This window comes from Bacillus sp. 2CMS4F, from assembly GCF_023161785.1.
Lineage (GTDB): Bacteria > Bacillota > Bacilli > Bacillales > Bacillaceae > Bacillus > Bacillus halotolerans.
This window is the reverse complement of record NZ_JALNTO010000001.1, coordinates 447,268-463,414: the sequence shown is the minus strand read 5'-3', so window position 1 is coordinate 463,414 and position 16,147 is coordinate 447,268. Positions and strand designations below refer to the sequence as shown.

Annotated in this window: 18 protein-coding genes; 17 read left to right on the top strand and 1 reads right to left on the bottom strand. The window is 45.1% G+C overall.

Annotation, left to right across the window (positions count from 1 at the left end; genetic code table 11):
• Positions 1–3 precede the first annotated feature (3 nt).
• The 6 genes from prpC to spoVM all read left to right on the top strand — a co-directional run bounded on the left by prpC (position 4) and on the right by spoVM (position 5,168).
• Entirely contained in the window at positions 4–768 is a 765-nt protein-coding gene (gene prpC / locus MTN95_RS02045; RefSeq protein WP_044155932.1) for a protein-serine/threonine phosphatase PrpC, read from the top strand.
• Positions 762–2,711, top strand: coding sequence for a Stk1 family PASTA domain-containing Ser/Thr kinase (pknB, locus tag MTN95_RS02040; RefSeq protein ID WP_248336776.1), 1,950 nt, complete (start codon positions 762–764; stop codon positions 2,709–2,711). Before prpC ends, pknB begins: the two co-directional genes overlap by 7 nt.
• 14 nt (positions 2,712–2,725) lie before the next feature.
• Complete coding sequence (gene rsgA / locus MTN95_RS02035) at positions 2,726–3,628, top strand: ribosome small subunit-dependent GTPase A (RefSeq protein ID WP_248336774.1); 903 nt, start codon at positions 2,726–2,728, stop codon at positions 3,626–3,628.
• A 3-nt stretch (positions 3,629–3,631) separates the two neighbouring features.
• On the top strand, positions 3,632–4,285 hold the full coding sequence (gene rpe, locus MTN95_RS02030) for a ribulose-phosphate 3-epimerase (protein WP_101861202.1): 654 nt from the start codon (positions 3,632–3,634) through the stop codon (positions 4,283–4,285).
• A gap of 74 nt (positions 4,286–4,359) precedes the next feature.
• Positions 4,360–5,004, top strand: a complete 645-nt coding sequence (locus MTN95_RS02025; RefSeq protein ID WP_101861203.1) for a thiamine diphosphokinase — start codon at positions 4,360–4,362, stop codon at positions 5,002–5,004.
• A gap of 83 nt (positions 5,005–5,087) precedes the next feature.
• Positions 5,088–5,168 carry a stage V sporulation protein SpoVM gene (spoVM, locus tag MTN95_RS02020; protein ID WP_003221545.1) on the top strand — a complete coding sequence of 27 codons (81 nt, stop codon included), beginning with the start codon at positions 5,088–5,090 and terminating at the stop codon, positions 5,166–5,168.
• A 71-nt stretch (positions 5,169–5,239) separates the two neighbouring features.
• On the opposite strand, the gene rpmB is transcribed toward spoVM, so the two are convergent.
• Positions 5,240–5,428, bottom strand: coding sequence for a 50S ribosomal protein L28 (rpmB, locus tag MTN95_RS02015; protein WP_003221548.1), 189 nt, complete (start codon positions 5,426–5,428; stop codon positions 5,240–5,242).
• 278 nt (positions 5,429–5,706) lie between these two features.
• Between rpmB and MTN95_RS02010 the strand changes: the two genes are divergently transcribed.
• The 11 genes from MTN95_RS02010 (at position 5,707) to rncS (ending at position 16,094) form a co-directional block, all read left to right on the top strand.
• On the top strand, positions 5,707–6,069 hold the full coding sequence (locus tag MTN95_RS02010; RefSeq protein ID WP_105954218.1) for an Asp23/Gls24 family envelope stress response protein: 363 nt from the start codon (positions 5,707–5,709) through the stop codon (positions 6,067–6,069).
• Positions 6,070–6,084: 15 nt separating this feature from the next.
• Entirely contained in the window at positions 6,085–7,743 is a 1,659-nt protein-coding gene (locus MTN95_RS02005; protein ID WP_202852525.1) for a DAK2 domain-containing protein, read from the top strand.
• A 139-nt stretch (positions 7,744–7,882) separates the two neighbouring features.
• Entirely contained in the window at positions 7,883–8,545 is a 663-nt protein-coding gene (gene sdaAB / locus MTN95_RS02000; RefSeq protein ID WP_105991212.1) for an L-serine ammonia-lyase, iron-sulfur-dependent subunit beta, read from the top strand.
• A gap of 23 nt (positions 8,546–8,568) precedes the next feature.
• Positions 8,569–9,471, top strand: a complete 903-nt coding sequence (gene sdaAA / locus MTN95_RS01995) for an L-serine ammonia-lyase, iron-sulfur-dependent, subunit alpha (protein ID WP_024121370.1) — start codon at positions 8,569–8,571, stop codon at positions 9,469–9,471.
• Complete coding sequence (gene recG, locus MTN95_RS01990) at positions 9,449–11,497, top strand: ATP-dependent DNA helicase RecG (protein WP_248336772.1); 2,049 nt, start codon at positions 9,449–9,451, stop codon at positions 11,495–11,497. Before sdaAA ends, recG begins: the two co-directional genes overlap by 23 nt.
• 107 nt (positions 11,498–11,604) lie before the next feature.
• On the top strand, positions 11,605–12,171 hold the full coding sequence (fapR, locus tag MTN95_RS01985; RefSeq protein WP_095713823.1) for a transcription factor FapR: 567 nt from the start codon (positions 11,605–11,607) through the stop codon (positions 12,169–12,171).
• Positions 12,172–12,184: 13 nt separating this feature from the next.
• Positions 12,185–13,183 carry a phosphate acyltransferase PlsX gene (plsX, locus tag MTN95_RS01980; protein WP_024121373.1) on the top strand — a complete coding sequence of 333 codons (999 nt, stop codon included), beginning with the start codon at positions 12,185–12,187 and terminating at the stop codon, positions 13,181–13,183.
• An 18-nt stretch (positions 13,184–13,201) separates the two neighbouring features.
• Complete coding sequence (gene fabD, locus MTN95_RS01975; RefSeq protein ID WP_248336770.1) at positions 13,202–14,155, top strand: ACP S-malonyltransferase; 954 nt, start codon at positions 13,202–13,204, stop codon at positions 14,153–14,155.
• On the top strand, positions 14,148–14,888 hold the full coding sequence (gene fabG / locus MTN95_RS01970) for a 3-oxoacyl-[acyl-carrier-protein] reductase (RefSeq protein WP_024121375.1): 741 nt from the start codon (positions 14,148–14,150) through the stop codon (positions 14,886–14,888). Before fabD ends, fabG begins: the two co-directional genes overlap by 8 nt.
• 83 nt (positions 14,889–14,971) lie before the next feature.
• Positions 14,972–15,205: an acyl carrier protein gene (acpP, locus tag MTN95_RS01965; protein WP_003154310.1), complete on the top strand. Its 234-nt coding sequence runs from the start codon at positions 14,972–14,974 to the stop codon at positions 15,203–15,205.
• A gap of 139 nt (positions 15,206–15,344) precedes the next feature.
• Positions 15,345–16,094, top strand: coding sequence for a ribonuclease III (rncS, locus tag MTN95_RS01960; RefSeq protein ID WP_010334220.1), 750 nt, complete (start codon positions 15,345–15,347; stop codon positions 16,092–16,094).
• The last annotated feature ends 53 nt before the right edge of the window (positions 16,095–16,147 follow it).

The following is a 16,147-nucleotide window of genomic DNA, read 5'->3' as shown; positions in this document are numbered from 1 at the left end:
GGGTTGTTAACAGCCTTAAAAACAGATACAGGGAAAATCCGCCAGCATAATGAAGATGATGCGGGTATTTTTAAGGGGAAAGACGATTTTGTATTAGCGGTTGTCGCTGATGGCATGGGCGGCCATCTTGCTGGAGATGTTGCAAGCAAGATGGCTGTGAAAGCCATGGGAGAGAAATGGAATGAGGCAGATACGATTCCTGCGGCGCCGTCAGAATGTGAAGAGTGGCTCATTGAACAGATTCTCGCGGTAAACAGCAAGATTTACGATCATGCCCAAGCGCACGAAGAATGCCAAGGCATGGGAACAACCATTGTATGCGCTCTTTTCACAGGCAAAACGGTTTCCGTTGCTCATATAGGCGACAGCAGATGCTATTTGCTTCAGGACGATCTTTTCGTTCAGGTGACAGAGGATCATTCTCTTGTGAATGAACTGGTTCGCACCGGTGAAATCTCCAGAGAAGATGCTGAGCATCACCCGCGCAAAAATGTGCTGACGAAGGCGCTCGGAACAGATCAATCTGTCAGTATTGACGCACGTTCTTTCGAAATTGAACCCGGAGATAAACTCCTTTTATGTTCTGATGGACTGACGAATAAAGTGGAAGTCACTGAATTAAAAGACATCCTGCAAAGCGATTCAGCTCCTCAGGAAAAAGTAAACCTGCTTGTGGACAAAGCCAATGAGAATGGCGGGGAAGACAATATTACAGCAGTGTTGCTTGAGCTTGCTTTACATGTTGAAGAGGGTGAAGATCAGTGCTAATCGGCAAGCGAATCAGCGGACGTTACCAGATTCTCCGTGCCATAGGCGGCGGGGGAATGGCCAACGTTTATTTAGCTGAGGACATTATTCTTGATCGTGAAGTCGCAATCAAAATCCTGCGGTTTGACTATGTGAATGACAATGAGTTTATCAGGCGTTTCCGAAGAGAAGCCCAATCGGCATCAAGCCTTGATCACCCGAATATTGTCAGCATTTATGATTTGGGCGAGGAAGATGATATTTACTATATTGTCATGGAATACGTAGAGGGCATGACGCTAAAAGAATACATAACAGCAAATGGGCCGCTTCACCCCAAAGAAGCGCTCAGCATCATGGAGCAAATTGTCTCAGCCATTGCCCATGCCCACCAAAATCATATTGTCCACAGGGATATTAAACCGCATAACATTTTGATCGACCATATGGGCAATATCAAAGTAACGGATTTTGGAATTGCGACTGCACTGACTTCGACAACAATCACCCACACCAATTCTGTGCTGGGCTCAGTCCATTATTTATCCCCAGAACAGGCGCGGGGCGGTCTGGCCACAAAAAAATCAGATATTTATGCGCTTGGGATTGTCTTATTTGAGCTGTTAACCGGCCGAATCCCGTTTGATGGAGAATCGGCTGTCAGCATCGCCTTAAAGCATCTTCAGGCTGAAACCCCTTCAGCGAAAAGGTGGAATCCCTCAGTACCCCAAAGCGTTGAAAACATCATATTAAAGGCAACCGCCAAAGATCCTTTTCATCGCTATGAAACTGCTGAAGATATGGAAGAAGATATTCGAACAGCTTTTGACGCGGACAGGCTCAACGAAAAGAAATTTACGATTCAAGATGATGAAGAAATGACGAAAGCGATTCCGATTATTAAGGATGAAGAGCTTGCGAAGGCTTCTAATGAAACCGAAGCTGACATGACATTTCCTCAAGAAAACCAAACGAAGAAAAAAGCAAAGAGAAAAAAATGGCCGTGGATTTTGCTCACCATATGCCTGATTTTTATCACGGCAGGAGTTCTCGCCGTCACTGTTTTTCCTTCTCTTTTTATGCCTAAGGATGTCAAAATACCCGATGTAGCAGGGATGGAATATGAGAAAGCGACAGATCTTCTAGAAAAAGAAGGCTTGCAGGTAGATTCAGACGTATTGGAAATCTCAGATGAGAAGATCGAAGAAGGCCTGATGGTCAAAACCGATCCTAAAGCCGAGTCTACTGTTAAAGAAGGGGCAACGGTTACGCTTTATAAGAGCACAGGTAAAGCAAAAAAGCAGATCGGTGATGTGACGGACCAATCAGTCGACAAGGCAAAAAAAGTGTTAAAGGAACAGGGCTTTAAAAATGTAACGGTGGATGAAGTAAATAATGATGAGAAAGACGCCGGCACTGTCATAGACCAGAATCCGTCAGCAGGGACCGAACTTGTGCCGGACGAAGATCAAGTTAAGCTCACAGTCAGCATCGGGCCGGAAGATATTACGCTCAGAGATTTAAAAACATACAGTAAAGAAGCAGCCTCAGGATATCTGGAAGATAACGGGCTCAAGCTGGTGGAAAAAGAAGCGTACTCAGATGACGTTCCGGAAGGACAGGTTGTCAAACAAAAACCGGCAGCGGGAACGGCGCTAAAGCCGGGAAATGAGGTCGAAGTGACATTTTCTCTCGGACCTGAGAAGAAACCGGAGAAAACAGTGAAAGAAAAAGTCAAGATCCCATATGAGCCTGAAAACGAAGGGGACGAGCTTGAGGTGCAAATCGCAATTGACGACGCGGACCACAGCATTTCTGACACTTACGAACATTTTAAGATTAAAGAGCCCGTAGAACGGACGATCGAACTGAAGATTGAACCTGGCCAAAAAGGGTACTATCAAGTGATGGTAAATAATAAAGTCGTCAGCTACAAAACAATTGAGTATCCGAAAGATGAATAACAAGGAGGGAAAATATGCCTGAGGGCAAAATTATTAAAGCGCTTAGCGGCTTTTATTACGTACTGGATGAATCAGAGGATTCAAATAGCGGAAAAGTTATACAATGCAGAGGAAGAGGCATTTTCAGAAAAAATAAAATCACCCCTTTGGTCGGTGATTATGTTGTTTATCAAGCTGAAAATAATAAAGAAGGATATCTTCTGGAGATTAAAGAAAGAACCAATGAACTTATCAGGCCGCCGATCTGCAACGTTGATCAAGCGGTGCTTGTTTTCTCGGCGATGCAGCCATCTTTCAGCACAGCATTGCTCGACCGTTTCTTGGTTCTCGTAGAAGCGAATGACATCCAGCCGATTATTTGTATTACAAAAATGGATTTAATTGAAGATCAACATACACAAAAGCTCATTCAAGCGTATGCTGAAGACTACCGTAACATTGGCTATGACGTATATCTTACCTCTTCTAAGGACCAAGACAGTTTAACGGAGATCATCCCGCATTTCCGCGGCAAAACAACGGTCTTTGCCGGCCAGTCGGGGGTTGGAAAATCCTCGCTTCTCAACGCGATCAGTCCCGAGCTGGGTTTGAGAACAAACGAGATTTCTGAGCATTTAGGCCGCGGGAAGCACACAACCCGCCATGTGGAGCTCATTCACACGTCCGGAGGTCTGGTTGCGGATACGCCGGGTTTCAGCTCTCTTGAGTTTACAGACATTGAAGAAGGAGAGCTGGGCTACACCTTCCCTGACATCAGAGAAAAAAGCGCATCATGCAAATTCAGAGGATGTCTGCATTTGAAAGAGCCGAAATGTGCAGTCAAACAAGCTGTTGAAGAAGGGGAATTAAAGCAGTACCGCTACGACCATTATGTTGAATTTATCACAGAGATAAAAGACAGAAAGCCGAGGTATTAGATCATGGTAAAGATTGCACCTTCTATTCTTTCCGCTGATTTTGCCGCTTTAGGCAAAGAGATTCAAGATGTAGAAAAAGGCGGAGCCGATTACATTCATGTTGATGTCATGGACGGCCATTTTGTCCCGAATATTACGATTGGGCCGCTGATTGTAGAAGCCATTCGTCCGGTGACGAAACTGCCCCTGGATGTACATTTAATGATTGAAGAGCCGGATCGTTATATCCCGGCTTTCGCAAAAGCTGGAGCAGATATCCTGTCTGTACATGCCGAAGCCTGTCCGCACCTTCACCGGACAATCCAGCTTATGAAAGAGCAGGGTGTAAAAGCTGGGGTTGTCCTGAATCCGCATACACCTGTTCAAGTAATTGAGCATATTTTTGAAGAACTTGATCTCGTTCTCTTAATGACGGTGAACCCTGGATTTGGCGGACAGAAATTTATTCATTCTGTTCTTCCGAAAATAAAAGAAGTGAAACGAATGGCAGAGGAAAAAGGGAAACATGATCTGCTAATTGAAGTAGACGGCGGCGTCAACAAAGAAACAGCCCCGCTAGTCATCGAAGCGGGCGCAAATTTACTTGTTGCCGGTTCTGCTGTTTATGGCCAAACTGACCGCGAAAAAGCTATTTCTGAGATAAGAGGAAGCAAATAAGCAGCAGGAGAAAGAGCCGGGCGCATTTAGCCCGAGCTCTTTTTCCTGTACCCAGAAGCAGAAAGGAAAAAGAGATGAGAAAAATCAATATCGTTGCGGGAGGTCCAAAAGATTTGATCCCTGACCTGACTGGTTATACGGCTGATCACACGATCTGGGTCGGGGTTGACAAGGGCACAGTCACGCTTTTAGATGCCGGCATCATTCCTGATGAAGCTTTCGGAGATTTTGACAGCATTACGGAGCAGGAACGCCGGCAAATCGAAAAAGCCGCGCCCGCTCTCCATGTGTACCAGGCAGAAAAAGATCAAACTGATTTAGACCTCGCTCTTGATTGGGCCCTCGAAAAGCAGCCGGATGTCATTCAGATCTTCGGTATTACGGGAGGCAGAGCAGATCACTTTTTAGGAAATATTCAGCTGCTGTACAGGGGAGTAAAAACAAATTCGAAAATGAAGCTTATAGACAAACAGAATGATATTCAGATGTTCTCTCCAGGCGAATATTCTCTTCTTATCGATCAAAACAAACGGTATATCTCCTTCATCCCATTTACAGAAGAAGTGGATGAGCTGACCCTCATCGGTTTTAAATATCCGCTAAATAAGTGTCATATTACGCTTGGTTCAACACTATGTATTAGTAACGAACTCATTCATTCACGAGGTACTTTTTCGTTTGCGAAAGGCATATTAATAATGATAAGAAGCACGGATTAGCTTCTGCTTTCACTCATTTGTTGAAATTAATGAACCTTAAAGCGATGAACAGGCGGTTACGGGACTTATAGGAGGGGACAAAAATGAAATTTTACACCATTAAATTGCCGAAGTTTTTAGGAGGAATTGTCCGGGCGATGCTGGGCTCATTTAGAAAAGATTAAAGCCCAGGGGTTCAAGCCCCCTTTCACCACATAAAAACGCCTGCCACATATCAGGGCAGGCGTTCATTTTGTTATACACGCTCAACTTTACCGGATTTCAAAGCTCGAGCAGATACATATACTTTTTTAGGTTTTCCGTTCACAAGGATACGAACCTTTTGAAGATTCGCGCCCCAAGTGCGCTTAGAAGCATTCATTGCGTGAGAACGGTTATTCCCAGCTGTTGTTTTTTTACCTGTGATAACGCATTTACGTGCCATTTGTTTCCCTCCTCACTTGCACAAAACATCTACTTTTTCACTTTCATATGTTCTTAGATGCTTTCGATATGGATACTTTAAATAATTTACCACAGCTAAAAAACGTTTGCAACTATTGTTTCATCATCTTTCAAGAAAATTCACTTGACATCTTGCACAAACAGCGGCGCTATAGTATATGTAAAGAGACGTGCAGCGTTTGTCGCGTCTTTTCTTTTCATAATGGAATTCATATAGTAGAATAGCTGTAACTCTATGCATTCGAAGGAGGAACTAGTGTGTCCATTGAATTAAGAACGAAATACGGGCAGATTGATATATCGAATGAAGTCATTGCAATGGTTGCCGGCGGCGCTGCGATTGACTGTTACGGCATTGTTGGAATGGCCTCTAAAAACCAAATTAAAGACGGACTGACTGATATCCTTCGGAAAGAGAATTTCAGCAGAGGTGTTCAAGTTCGCCAAGAAGCAGAACAGATACATATTGACATGTATATCATTGTCAGCTACGGCACAAAAATTTCTGAAGTGGCACATAACGTCCAAACAAAAGTAAAGTACACAGTAAATCAAACAGTCGGACTTGCAGTGGATTCTGTTAATATTTATGTCCAAGGCGTACGAGTGACGAACCCGTAGTTAGGAGGAGTAGGATTGTCTATCAGAACATTAGACGGCAGAACCTTTGCCGAGATGATTCTTGCAGGTGCACAGAATCTGTCGCAAAACGCGAGTGCGGTTGACGCGCTCAACGTGTTTCCGGTGCCGGACGGTGATACGGGAACAAACATGAACCTGTCAATGACTTCCGGGGCAAGAGAAGTGGAGCATTTGGAGACAAGTGATATCGGTAAAGTGGGCTCCGCGTTATCTAAAGGATTGCTCATGGGGGCAAGAGGGAATTCAGGAGTCATCCTGTCCCAATTGTTCCGAGGATTCAGTAAAAGCATTGAAACAAAAAAAGAAATTAATGCAAAAGAGTTTGCCGCCGCGCTGCAAGCCGGTGTCGATATGGCTTACAAAGCAGTCATGAAGCCTGTGGAGGGCACCATCTTAACAGTTGCAAAAGATGCTGCGAAACAAGCGGTGGTCCTGGCGGAAAAAGAAACCGATATCATTGCGCTGATGACATCGGTGACAAAGGAAGCTGAGGCATCCTTAAACCGGACACCAGAATTGCTGCCTGTCCTGAAGGAAGTAGGAGTCGTTGACAGCGGAGGCAAAGGCCTGCTTTGTGTGTATGAAGGTTTCCTCGCTTCATTAAAAGGTGAGACCGTTCCTGAGAAAACCGTTCTTCCGTCACTTGATGACATGGTCAGCGCAGAGCATCATAAGAGCGCGCAAAGTATGATGAATACAGATGATATTGAATTCGGTTTCTGTACAGAAGTGATGGTAAGGCTCGATCAGAATAAAAGAGAATTTGATGAAGGCACATTCAGAAATGACCTCAGCCAATTTGGTGATTCTCTTTTGGTTATTGCAGACGAGTCTCTGGCGAAGGTTCATATTCATGCTGAAGAGCCGGGAAATGTGTTAAACTACGCTCAAAATTACGGTGAATTAATAAAAATCAAAATTGAAAACATGAGAGAGCAGCACACTTCCATCATCAGCCAGGACAGCGAGCCTGCTCACAGCGAGAAAGCGGCAAAGCAGCCGTACGGCATTGTGACTGTTGCGATGGGAGAAGGTATTTCTGATTTATTCAAAAGCATTGGCGCTTCCGTTGTGATTGAAGGCGGCCAGACGATGAATCCGAGCACTGAGGATATCGTCGATGCTGTAAGATCTGTAAATGCAGACACTGTGTTTATCTTACCGAATAACTCCAACATTATCATGGCTGCCAATCAAGCCGCAAGTGTGATAGGCGATAAGGTTTTTGTCATTCCTGCCAAAACGGTTCCGCAAGGGATGTCAGCGCTGCTGGCATTTAATCCGGATCAAGAGCCTGAAGCAAATGAAGCCAATATGCTAAGTGCCATTCAGCAAGTAAAAAGCGGACAGGTGACATACTCAGTCAGGGATACTCATATTGACGGACAAGACATAAAAAAAGGCGACTTTATGGGAATTCTGAATGGAACGATTATCGGCAGTGCTGAAGATCAGCTGGGTGCTGCAAAAATGCTCTTGTCAGAAATGATCGGAGAAGAGGACGAAATTGTCACCATTCTTTATGGAGAAGATGCGTCTCAAGAAGAAGCTGAAGAGCTTGAAGCGTTTCTCAACGACAAGTACGAAGAGATTGAGGTTGAAATCCACAACGGAAAACAGCCGCTGTATTCGTATATAGTTTCTGCAGAATAGAAGGGCAAATTGCCCTTCTATTCTTATGTCTGCTTTTAAGTGCGGCAGCGCTGTAACGCGCCCGCTTGCCATTTTATATCCGATCAATTAGTCTAGAAGCAAAGCCGCTTATAAGCTCTGTTTCATAAGGAGGAATAGCATGAAATACAGAAGCGTTTTTGATATTATCGGCCCGGTTATGATCGGTCCGTCCAGTTCGCATACAGCAGGCGCGGCGAGAATCGGGAGAGTGGCCAGAAGTTTATTTGGCAGAGAGCCTGAGCGCATCGTTGTGTCCTTTTACGGCTCTTTTGGTGAAACATATAAGGGTCACGGCACAGATGTGGCAATTATCGGCGGTCTGCTTGATTTTGATACATTTGACGAACGGATTAAAACCGCTATACAAATTGCAGAAGATAAAGGAATTGATATAGAGTTTCGAGTCGAAGACGCTGTTCCGGTTCACCCGAATACAGCTCGAATCAGTATTTCTGATGAAAAGGGAGAACTTGAACTGACGGGAATTTCGATAGGCGGAGGAAAAATTGAAATCACAGAATTAAACGGCTTTGAGCTCCGTCTGTCTGGAAACCACCCTGCCATTCTAGTTGTTCATAATGACAAGTTTGGCACCATTGCAGGAGTTGCCAATGTCCTTGCGAAATTCTCAATCAACGTCGGCCATATGGAAGTCGCCCGCAAGGATATTGGTCAGCTTGCGCTGATGACAATAGAAGTGGATCAAAATATTGACGATGATGTTCTCGATGAGCTGTCGAAGCTGCCGAACATTATTCAAGTGACAAAGATTGCTGACTAGCGAAGGGTCAGGAGGAGCCAGTTATGTTTCGTAATGTAAAAGAATTAATTGAGATAACGAAAGAAAAGCAAATGTCCATCTCTGACATCATGATCGCTCAAGAGATGGAAGTAACAGAAAAAACAAAAGAAGAAATTTTTCAGCAGATGGATCACAATCTGACTGTTATGGAAGCGGCGGTTCAGAAAGGGCTTGAAGGGGTTACGAGTCAAACGGGCTTAACAGGCGGGGATGCCGTTAAATTACAGGCCTACATTCGATCTGGAAAAAGCCTGTCGGGAGCGCTGATTTTAGACGCGGTATCGAAAGCTGTGGCAACAAATGAAGTGAATGCCGCCATGGGAACAATCTGTGCGACACCGACAGCCGGATCTGCAGGTGTAGTGCCGGGTACGTTATTTGCCGTGAAAGAAAAACTGAACCCGACAAGAGAACAAATGATCCGCTTTTTATTTACGGCCGGAGCTTTCGGATTTGTCGTAGCAAATAATGCAAGTATTTCCGGTGCTGCCGGCGGGTGTCAGGCAGAGGTAGGATCTGCCTCGGGCATGGCAGCTGCGGCAATTGTTGAAATGGCAGGCGGAACACCTGAGCAAAGTGCGGAGGCCATGGCCATTACATTAAAAAATATGCTCGGCCTTGTGTGTGATCCTGTTGCGGGCCTTGTTGAAGTGCCTTGTGTGAAGCGGAATGCAATGGGCGCATCAAACGCGATGATTGCTGCTGATATGGCATTAGCAGGCATTACAAGCCGGATTCCATGTGACGAGGTCATCGATGCGATGTATAAAATCGGCCAAACGATGCCCACTGCCCTTAGAGAAACAGGCCAGGGCGGTTTAGCGGCCACACCGACGGGAAGAGAATTAGAGAAAAAAATATTCGGAGGAGCGCTGGGTTCAAGTGAAACAACATCAGCAAACTAGTATAGCCAACATTAAGGGCATTGGGCCGGAAACAGAAAAAACATTAAATGAACTCGGTATTTATGACATTTCTGATCTTCTGAATTATTTCCCTTATCGCTATGATGACTACGAGCTGAGGGATTTAGAAGAAGTACAGCATGATGAAAGAGTCACAGTTGAAGGGAAGGTTCATTCAGAGCCTTCTCTTACCTATTACGGAAAAAAACGAAACAGGCTGACATTTCGCCTTCTTGTCGGCCATTATTTAATCACTGCCATTTGTTTTAACCGTCCTTATTTAAAGAAAAAGCTTTCGCTGGGCTCTGTTGTGACGATTTCCGGTAAATGGGACAAGCACCGTCAGACCATTTCTGTTCAGGAATTAAAAAATGGGCCGCATCAAGAGGATAAAAGCATTGAACCAGTTTATTCCGTGAAAGAAAATGTCACCGTCAAAATGATGAGACGTTTTATTCAGCACGGGCTGACCCAATATGCAGACTCAATACCTGATCCTCTCCCGGAAAACCTTAAAATTCGCTATAAGCTGCCGGACTATCATCAAGCGTTAAAAGCGATGCACCAGCCAGAAACAAGAGAAGCATTAAAGCTGGCCAGACGCCGATTCGTTTACGAAGAATTTTTATTATTTCAGTTGAAAATGCAGGCGTTCCGAAAGGCGGAAAGAGAGCAGTCACAAGGGATACGGCAGCGTTTTTCAAACGAAGAACTCATGACATTTGTCAAAAGCCTCCCGTTTCCTCTCACCAACGCCCAGTCCCGCGTGCTCCGCGAAATAACAGCAGACATGTCTTCCCCATACAGAATGAACCGTCTTCTTCAAGGAGACGTCGGATCAGGAAAAACGGCAGTCGCTGCCATCGCGCTTTATGCGGCCATTTTATCCGGATATCAGGGAGCGCTTATGGTTCCGACAGAAATTCTTGCTGAACAGCATGCTGATTCCCTTGTTTCACTGTTTGAAAAGTGGGATGTCAATGTCGCCCTTCTGACAAGCTCTGTAAAAGGGAAGCGCCGAAGGGAATTGCTTGAGCGGCTTGCTGCGGGAGAGATTGATATTCTTGTAGGAACCCATGCTTTAATCCAGGATGAGGTCGAGTTTAAAGCGCTAAGTCTTGTCATCACGGATGAGCAGCACCGATTTGGAGTTGAACAGCGGAAGAAGCTTCGGAACAAAGGGCAGGATCCCGATGTGCTCTTTATGACAGCCACTCCGATTCCGAGAACCCTGGCGATTACTGTTTTCGGTGAAATGGATGTCTCCGTCATTGATGAGATGCCGGCGGGGCGGAAACAAATCGAGACCTATTGGGTGAAACATGACATGCTGGACCGCATTCTGGCATTCGTCGAAAAAGAATTAAAGCAGGGCAGACAGGCGTATATTATCTGTCCGCTGATCGAAGAATCAGACAAGCTTGATGTGCAAAACGCTATAGATGTATACAATATGCTTTCTGAGGTTTTCCGTGGAAAATGGAACGTCGGGCTTATGCACGGAAAACTGCATTCCGATGAAAAAGATCAGGTGATGAGGGAATTCAGCGCGAATACGTGTCAAATTCTCGTATCAACCACTGTTGTTGAAGTCGGAGTGAATGTCCCGAATGCAACGATTATGGTCATTTACGACGCCGATCGCTTTGGTTTGTCCCAGCTTCACCAGCTGCGCGGCCGTGTCGGCCGCGGCGAGCACCAATCCTACTGCATTCTTATGGCTGATCCGAAATCAGAAACAGGAAAAGAACGGATGAGAATCATGTCGGAAACCAATGACGGCTTTGAACTGTCTGAAAAGGATTTGGAACTGAGAGGCCCGGGAGATTTCTTTGGAAAAAAACAAAGCGGAATGCCTGATTTTAAGGTGGCGGACATGGTTCATGATTACAGAGCGCTTGAAACGGCAAGGCAGGACGCTGCAAATCTGGTGGCTTCGGATGCGTTCTGGAACGATCCTGAATATGGGGCGCTAAGAGAGCATTTGCTGAAAAGCGGAGTCATGGACGGGGAAAAATTGAGCTGAGGTAAGAAGTTTTTGGTGTTCAGCCAGAAACAATCATTGCATTCCAATCTATGAAATTATATACTACTATTAGTACCTAGTCTTAATTTGCCGGATGGTGTTTAGATATGAGAAGAAATAAGAAAGAACGCCAGGAATTACTTCAGCAGACGATCAAAGCAACCCCATTTATTACAGATGAAGAATTAGCGGGAAAATTCGGAGTTAGCATTCAGACGATTCGTTTGGACCGCTTGGAGCTTTCCATACCGGAGCTGAGAGAAAGAATTAAGAACGTGGCAGAGAAAACGCTTGAAGATGAAGTGAAGTCCCTGTCACTAGACGAAGTCATCGGAGAAATTATTGACCTTGAGCTGGATGATCAGGCGATTTCTATTTTAGAAATAAAACAGGAGCATGTATTCAGCCGGAATCAAATTGCGAGAGGACACCATTTATTTGCTCAGGCGAATTCTTTGGCCGTTGCAATTATAGATGACGAATTGGCGCTGACTGCAAGTGCAGACATCCGCTTTACCAGGCAGGTAAAGCAGGGTGAGCGCGTCGTTGCGAAAGCGAAAGTGACGGCTGTTGAGAAAGATAAAGGAAGAACGGTTGTCGAAGTGAACAGCTATGTTGCAGAGGAAATTGTTTTTTCTGGACATTTTGACATGTACCGTTCAAAACATTCATAAAGGTGGAGCATGCATGAGAATAGCTGTAGATGCAATGGGAGGAGACCACGCTCCCAAAGCTGTTATTGACGGAGTTATGAAGGGTATAGAGTCATTTGATGATCTTCATATTACACTTGTCGGTGACAAGACAACAATAGAATCGTATTTAACAACATCATCAGACCGCATCACGGTGCTGCACGCAGATGAAGTGATTGAGCCTACGGACGAACCGGTCCGCGCCGTGCGGAGAAAAAAGAACTCTTCTATGGTTCTGATGGCGCAGGAAGTTGCGGAAGGCAGAGCTGACGCCTGCATTTCAGCAGGAAATACCGGCGCGTTAATGACAGCCGGCCTGTTTATTGTGGGAAGAATTAAAGGAATTGACCGCCCTGCGCTTGCACCGACACTGCCGACTGTATCAGGCGGCGGATTTCTGCTCCTTGATGTCGGCGCCAATGTAGATGCCAAGCCTGAGCATCTCGTTCAATACGCCATTATGGGTTCTGTTTATTCCCAGCAAGTCCGAGGCGTGACTTCACCGAGAGTCGGACTTTTGAATGTCGGAACAGAAGATAAAAAAGGAAACGAATTGACGAAGCAGACGTTCCAATTATTAAAAGAGGCAAACATCAACTTTATCGGAAACGTGGAAGCACGGGACCTTTTAGACGATGTAGCAGATGTCGTAGTAACGGACGGATTTACCGGGAATGTTACACTCAAAACGCTTGAAGGCTCTGCGATGTCCATTTTTAAAATGATGAAAGAAGCGCTCACGTCAAACTTTACGTCTAAGCTTGCGGCCGCTGTGCTGAAGCCGAAGATGAAAGAAATGAAAATGAAAATGGATTATTCCGAATACGGCGGAGCAAGTCTTTTCGGTTTGAAAGCGCCCGTAATCAAGGCACACGGCTCTTCTGATGCCCGTGCGGTTTACCATGCGATCCGCCAAGCCAGAGAGATGGTCAGCCAAAACATGGCTGCGCTCATTCAGGAAGAAGTAAAAGAAGAAAAAACAGATGAATAGTCTGGAGGTTTTTACATCATGAGTAAGATTGCATTTTTATTCCCTGGTCAGGGATCTCAATTTATCGGCATGGGGAAAGAGCTTTATGATCAGGTTCCAGCTGCAAAACTTTTGTTCGATGAAGCGGACGAAACATTGGAAACGAAGCTCAGCTCACTGATTTTTGAAGGTGATGCCAAAGAATTAACCCTTACATATAATGCGCAGCCTGCTTTGCTGACGACTAGCATTGCTGTGCTTGAAAAATTTAAAGAATCAGGCATTACACCTGATTTCACAGCCGGACACAGCCTTGGAGAATATTCTGCACTGGTGGCGGCTGGCGCAATGAGCTTTAAAGACGCTGTTTATACTGTCAGAAAACGCGGTGAGTTCATGAACGAAGCGGTGCCGGCCGGAGAAGGAGCGATGGCTGCCATTCTCGGAATGGATGCCGACGCATTGAAACAAGTAACCGATAAAGTCACTGAGGACGGCCACCTTGTGCAGCTTGCCAATCTCAACTGTCCCGGACAAATCGTAATTTCCGGAACGGCAAAAGGAGTAGAGCTTGCATCTGAACAGGCAAAAGAGAACGGCGCTAAACGTGCGATTCCGCTTGACGTAAGCGGTCCGTTCCATTCTGAACTGATGAAGCCTGCCGCTGATAAGCTGAAGGAAGTCTTGGACTCGTGTGAACTGAAAGACGCAGACGTGCCGGTGATCTCAAATGTTTCTGCAGATGTGATGACAGATAAGGCAGACATTAAAGAGAAACTCATTGAGCAGCTGTACTCCCCGGTTCGTTTTGAGGAAACTGTTAACAAGCTGATCGCAGAGGGTGTTACGACGTTTATTGAAATCGGTCCCGGCAAAGTGCTTTCAGGCCTTGTGAAAAAAGTAAACAGACGCTTAAAAACCATTGCCGTATCAGACCCGGAAACGATTGAACTGGCAATTCAAACGCTTAAGGAGGAGAATGAGAATGCTTAATGAAAAAACAGCTGTTGTCACTGGCGCATCCCGCGGAATCGGCCGTTCAATCGCCCTTGACTTGGCCAAAAACGGTGCAAACGTTGTCGTTAACTACTCAGGCAGCGAAGCGAAAGCAAATGAAGTCGTAGATGAAATCAAATCAATGGGCAGAAAAGCAATTGCTGTCAAAGCCGATGTATCAAATCCTGAAGATGTACAAAACATGATAAAAGAAGCGATTTCTGTTTTCTCTACGATTGACATTCTAGTGAACAACGCCGGAATTACAAAAGACAATCTCATCATGAGAATGAAAGAAGATGAGTGGGATGATGTCATTAACATTAACCTGAAGGGTGTTTTCAACTGCACGAAAGCTGTGACAAGACAAATGATGAAGCAGCGTTCAGGCCGGATTATTAATGTATCGTCTATCGTCGGCGTCAGCGGAAATCCTGGACAAGCCAACTACGTGGCTGCAAAAGCAGGTGTGATCGGTTTAACAAAGTCTTCAGCTAAAGAACTCGCAAGCCGCAACATCACAGTCAATGCGATTGCGCCTGGATTTATCTCAACTGATATGACAGATAAGCTTGCTAAAGACGTTCAAGATGAAATGCTGAAACAAATTCCGCTCGCTCGCTTTGGCGATCCCGGCGATGTCAGCAGCGTCGTCACGTTTCTTGCTTCAGAGGGAGCGCGTTACATGACAGGCCAGACGCTTCATATTGACGGCGGAATGGTAATGTAAGTTTTTTCTCGAAAATTTCATCATAGTTACTCTAGTTTTTTAAAAACGAATCCACTATAATACTTGAGGGGAGGTGAATTGCTATGGCAGATACATTAGAGCGTGTAACGAAAATCATCGTAGATCGCCTTGGCGTTGATGAAGCAGACGTCAAACTTGAAGCTTCTTTCAAGGAAGACTTAGGTGCTGATTCCCTGGATGTAGTTGAGCTTGTTATGGAACTTGAAGACGAGTTTGATATGGAAATTTCTGACGAAGATGCTGAAAAGATTGCAACAGTCGGCGACGCTGTGAACTACATACAAAACCAGCAATAAGCTGATGCTAAAAGTCCCGCCGAAACGCGGGGCTTTAGCCCTTTATTCGTGCAGTTATTACAGCATGCCGCTTTTACGCGCGCTGTATCCGGTTTAGTCAGAGAAGCGCGGTGAACCTGATGTGCCTATGGAGGTTACTATGTCAAAACACTCACATTATAAAGATAAGAAAAAGTTCTATAAAAAAATAGAACAATTTAAAGAGTTTCAAGAACGGATCTCGGTTCACTTTCAAAATGAAAAGCTTTTGTATCAAGCATTTACACATTCATCTTATGTGAATGAGCATCGGAAAAAGCCGTATGAAGATAATGAAAGGCTTGAATTTTTAGGTGACGCTGTTTTGGAACTGACGATCTCCAGATTCTTATTTGCCAAGTATCCGGCTATGAGTGAAGGAGATTTGACGAAATTGAGAGCCGCGATTGTATGCGAACCGTCTCTCGTTTCATTGGCTCACGAACTGTCATTCGGCGATCTTGTCCTATTAGGGAAAGGCGAGGAAATGACGGGCGGCAGAAAACGTCCTGCACTTTTGGCGGATGTCTTCGAAGCATTTATCGGAGCCTTGTATCTTGACCAGGGATTAGAGCCGGTCGAAAGTTTCTTAAAAGTCTATGTGTTCCCTAAAATAAACGATGGTGCTTTTTCTCATGTGATGGATTTTAAAAGCCAGCTGCAGGAATACGTGCAGCGGGACGGCAAGGGCTCGCTGGAGTATAAAATATCCAACGAAAAAGGACCTGCCCATAACCGCGAATTCGAAGCCATCGTATCTCTAAAAGGTGAACCACTCGGAGTCGGAAACGGCCGTTCAAAGAAAGAAGCCGAACAGCACGCTGCTCAGGAAGCTCTAGCTAAATTGCAAAAACACCATACGAAACAATAAAATCCCCCTAAGTTATAAGGGGGATTTCAGTATGTTTGCCGTCTTATTTCATC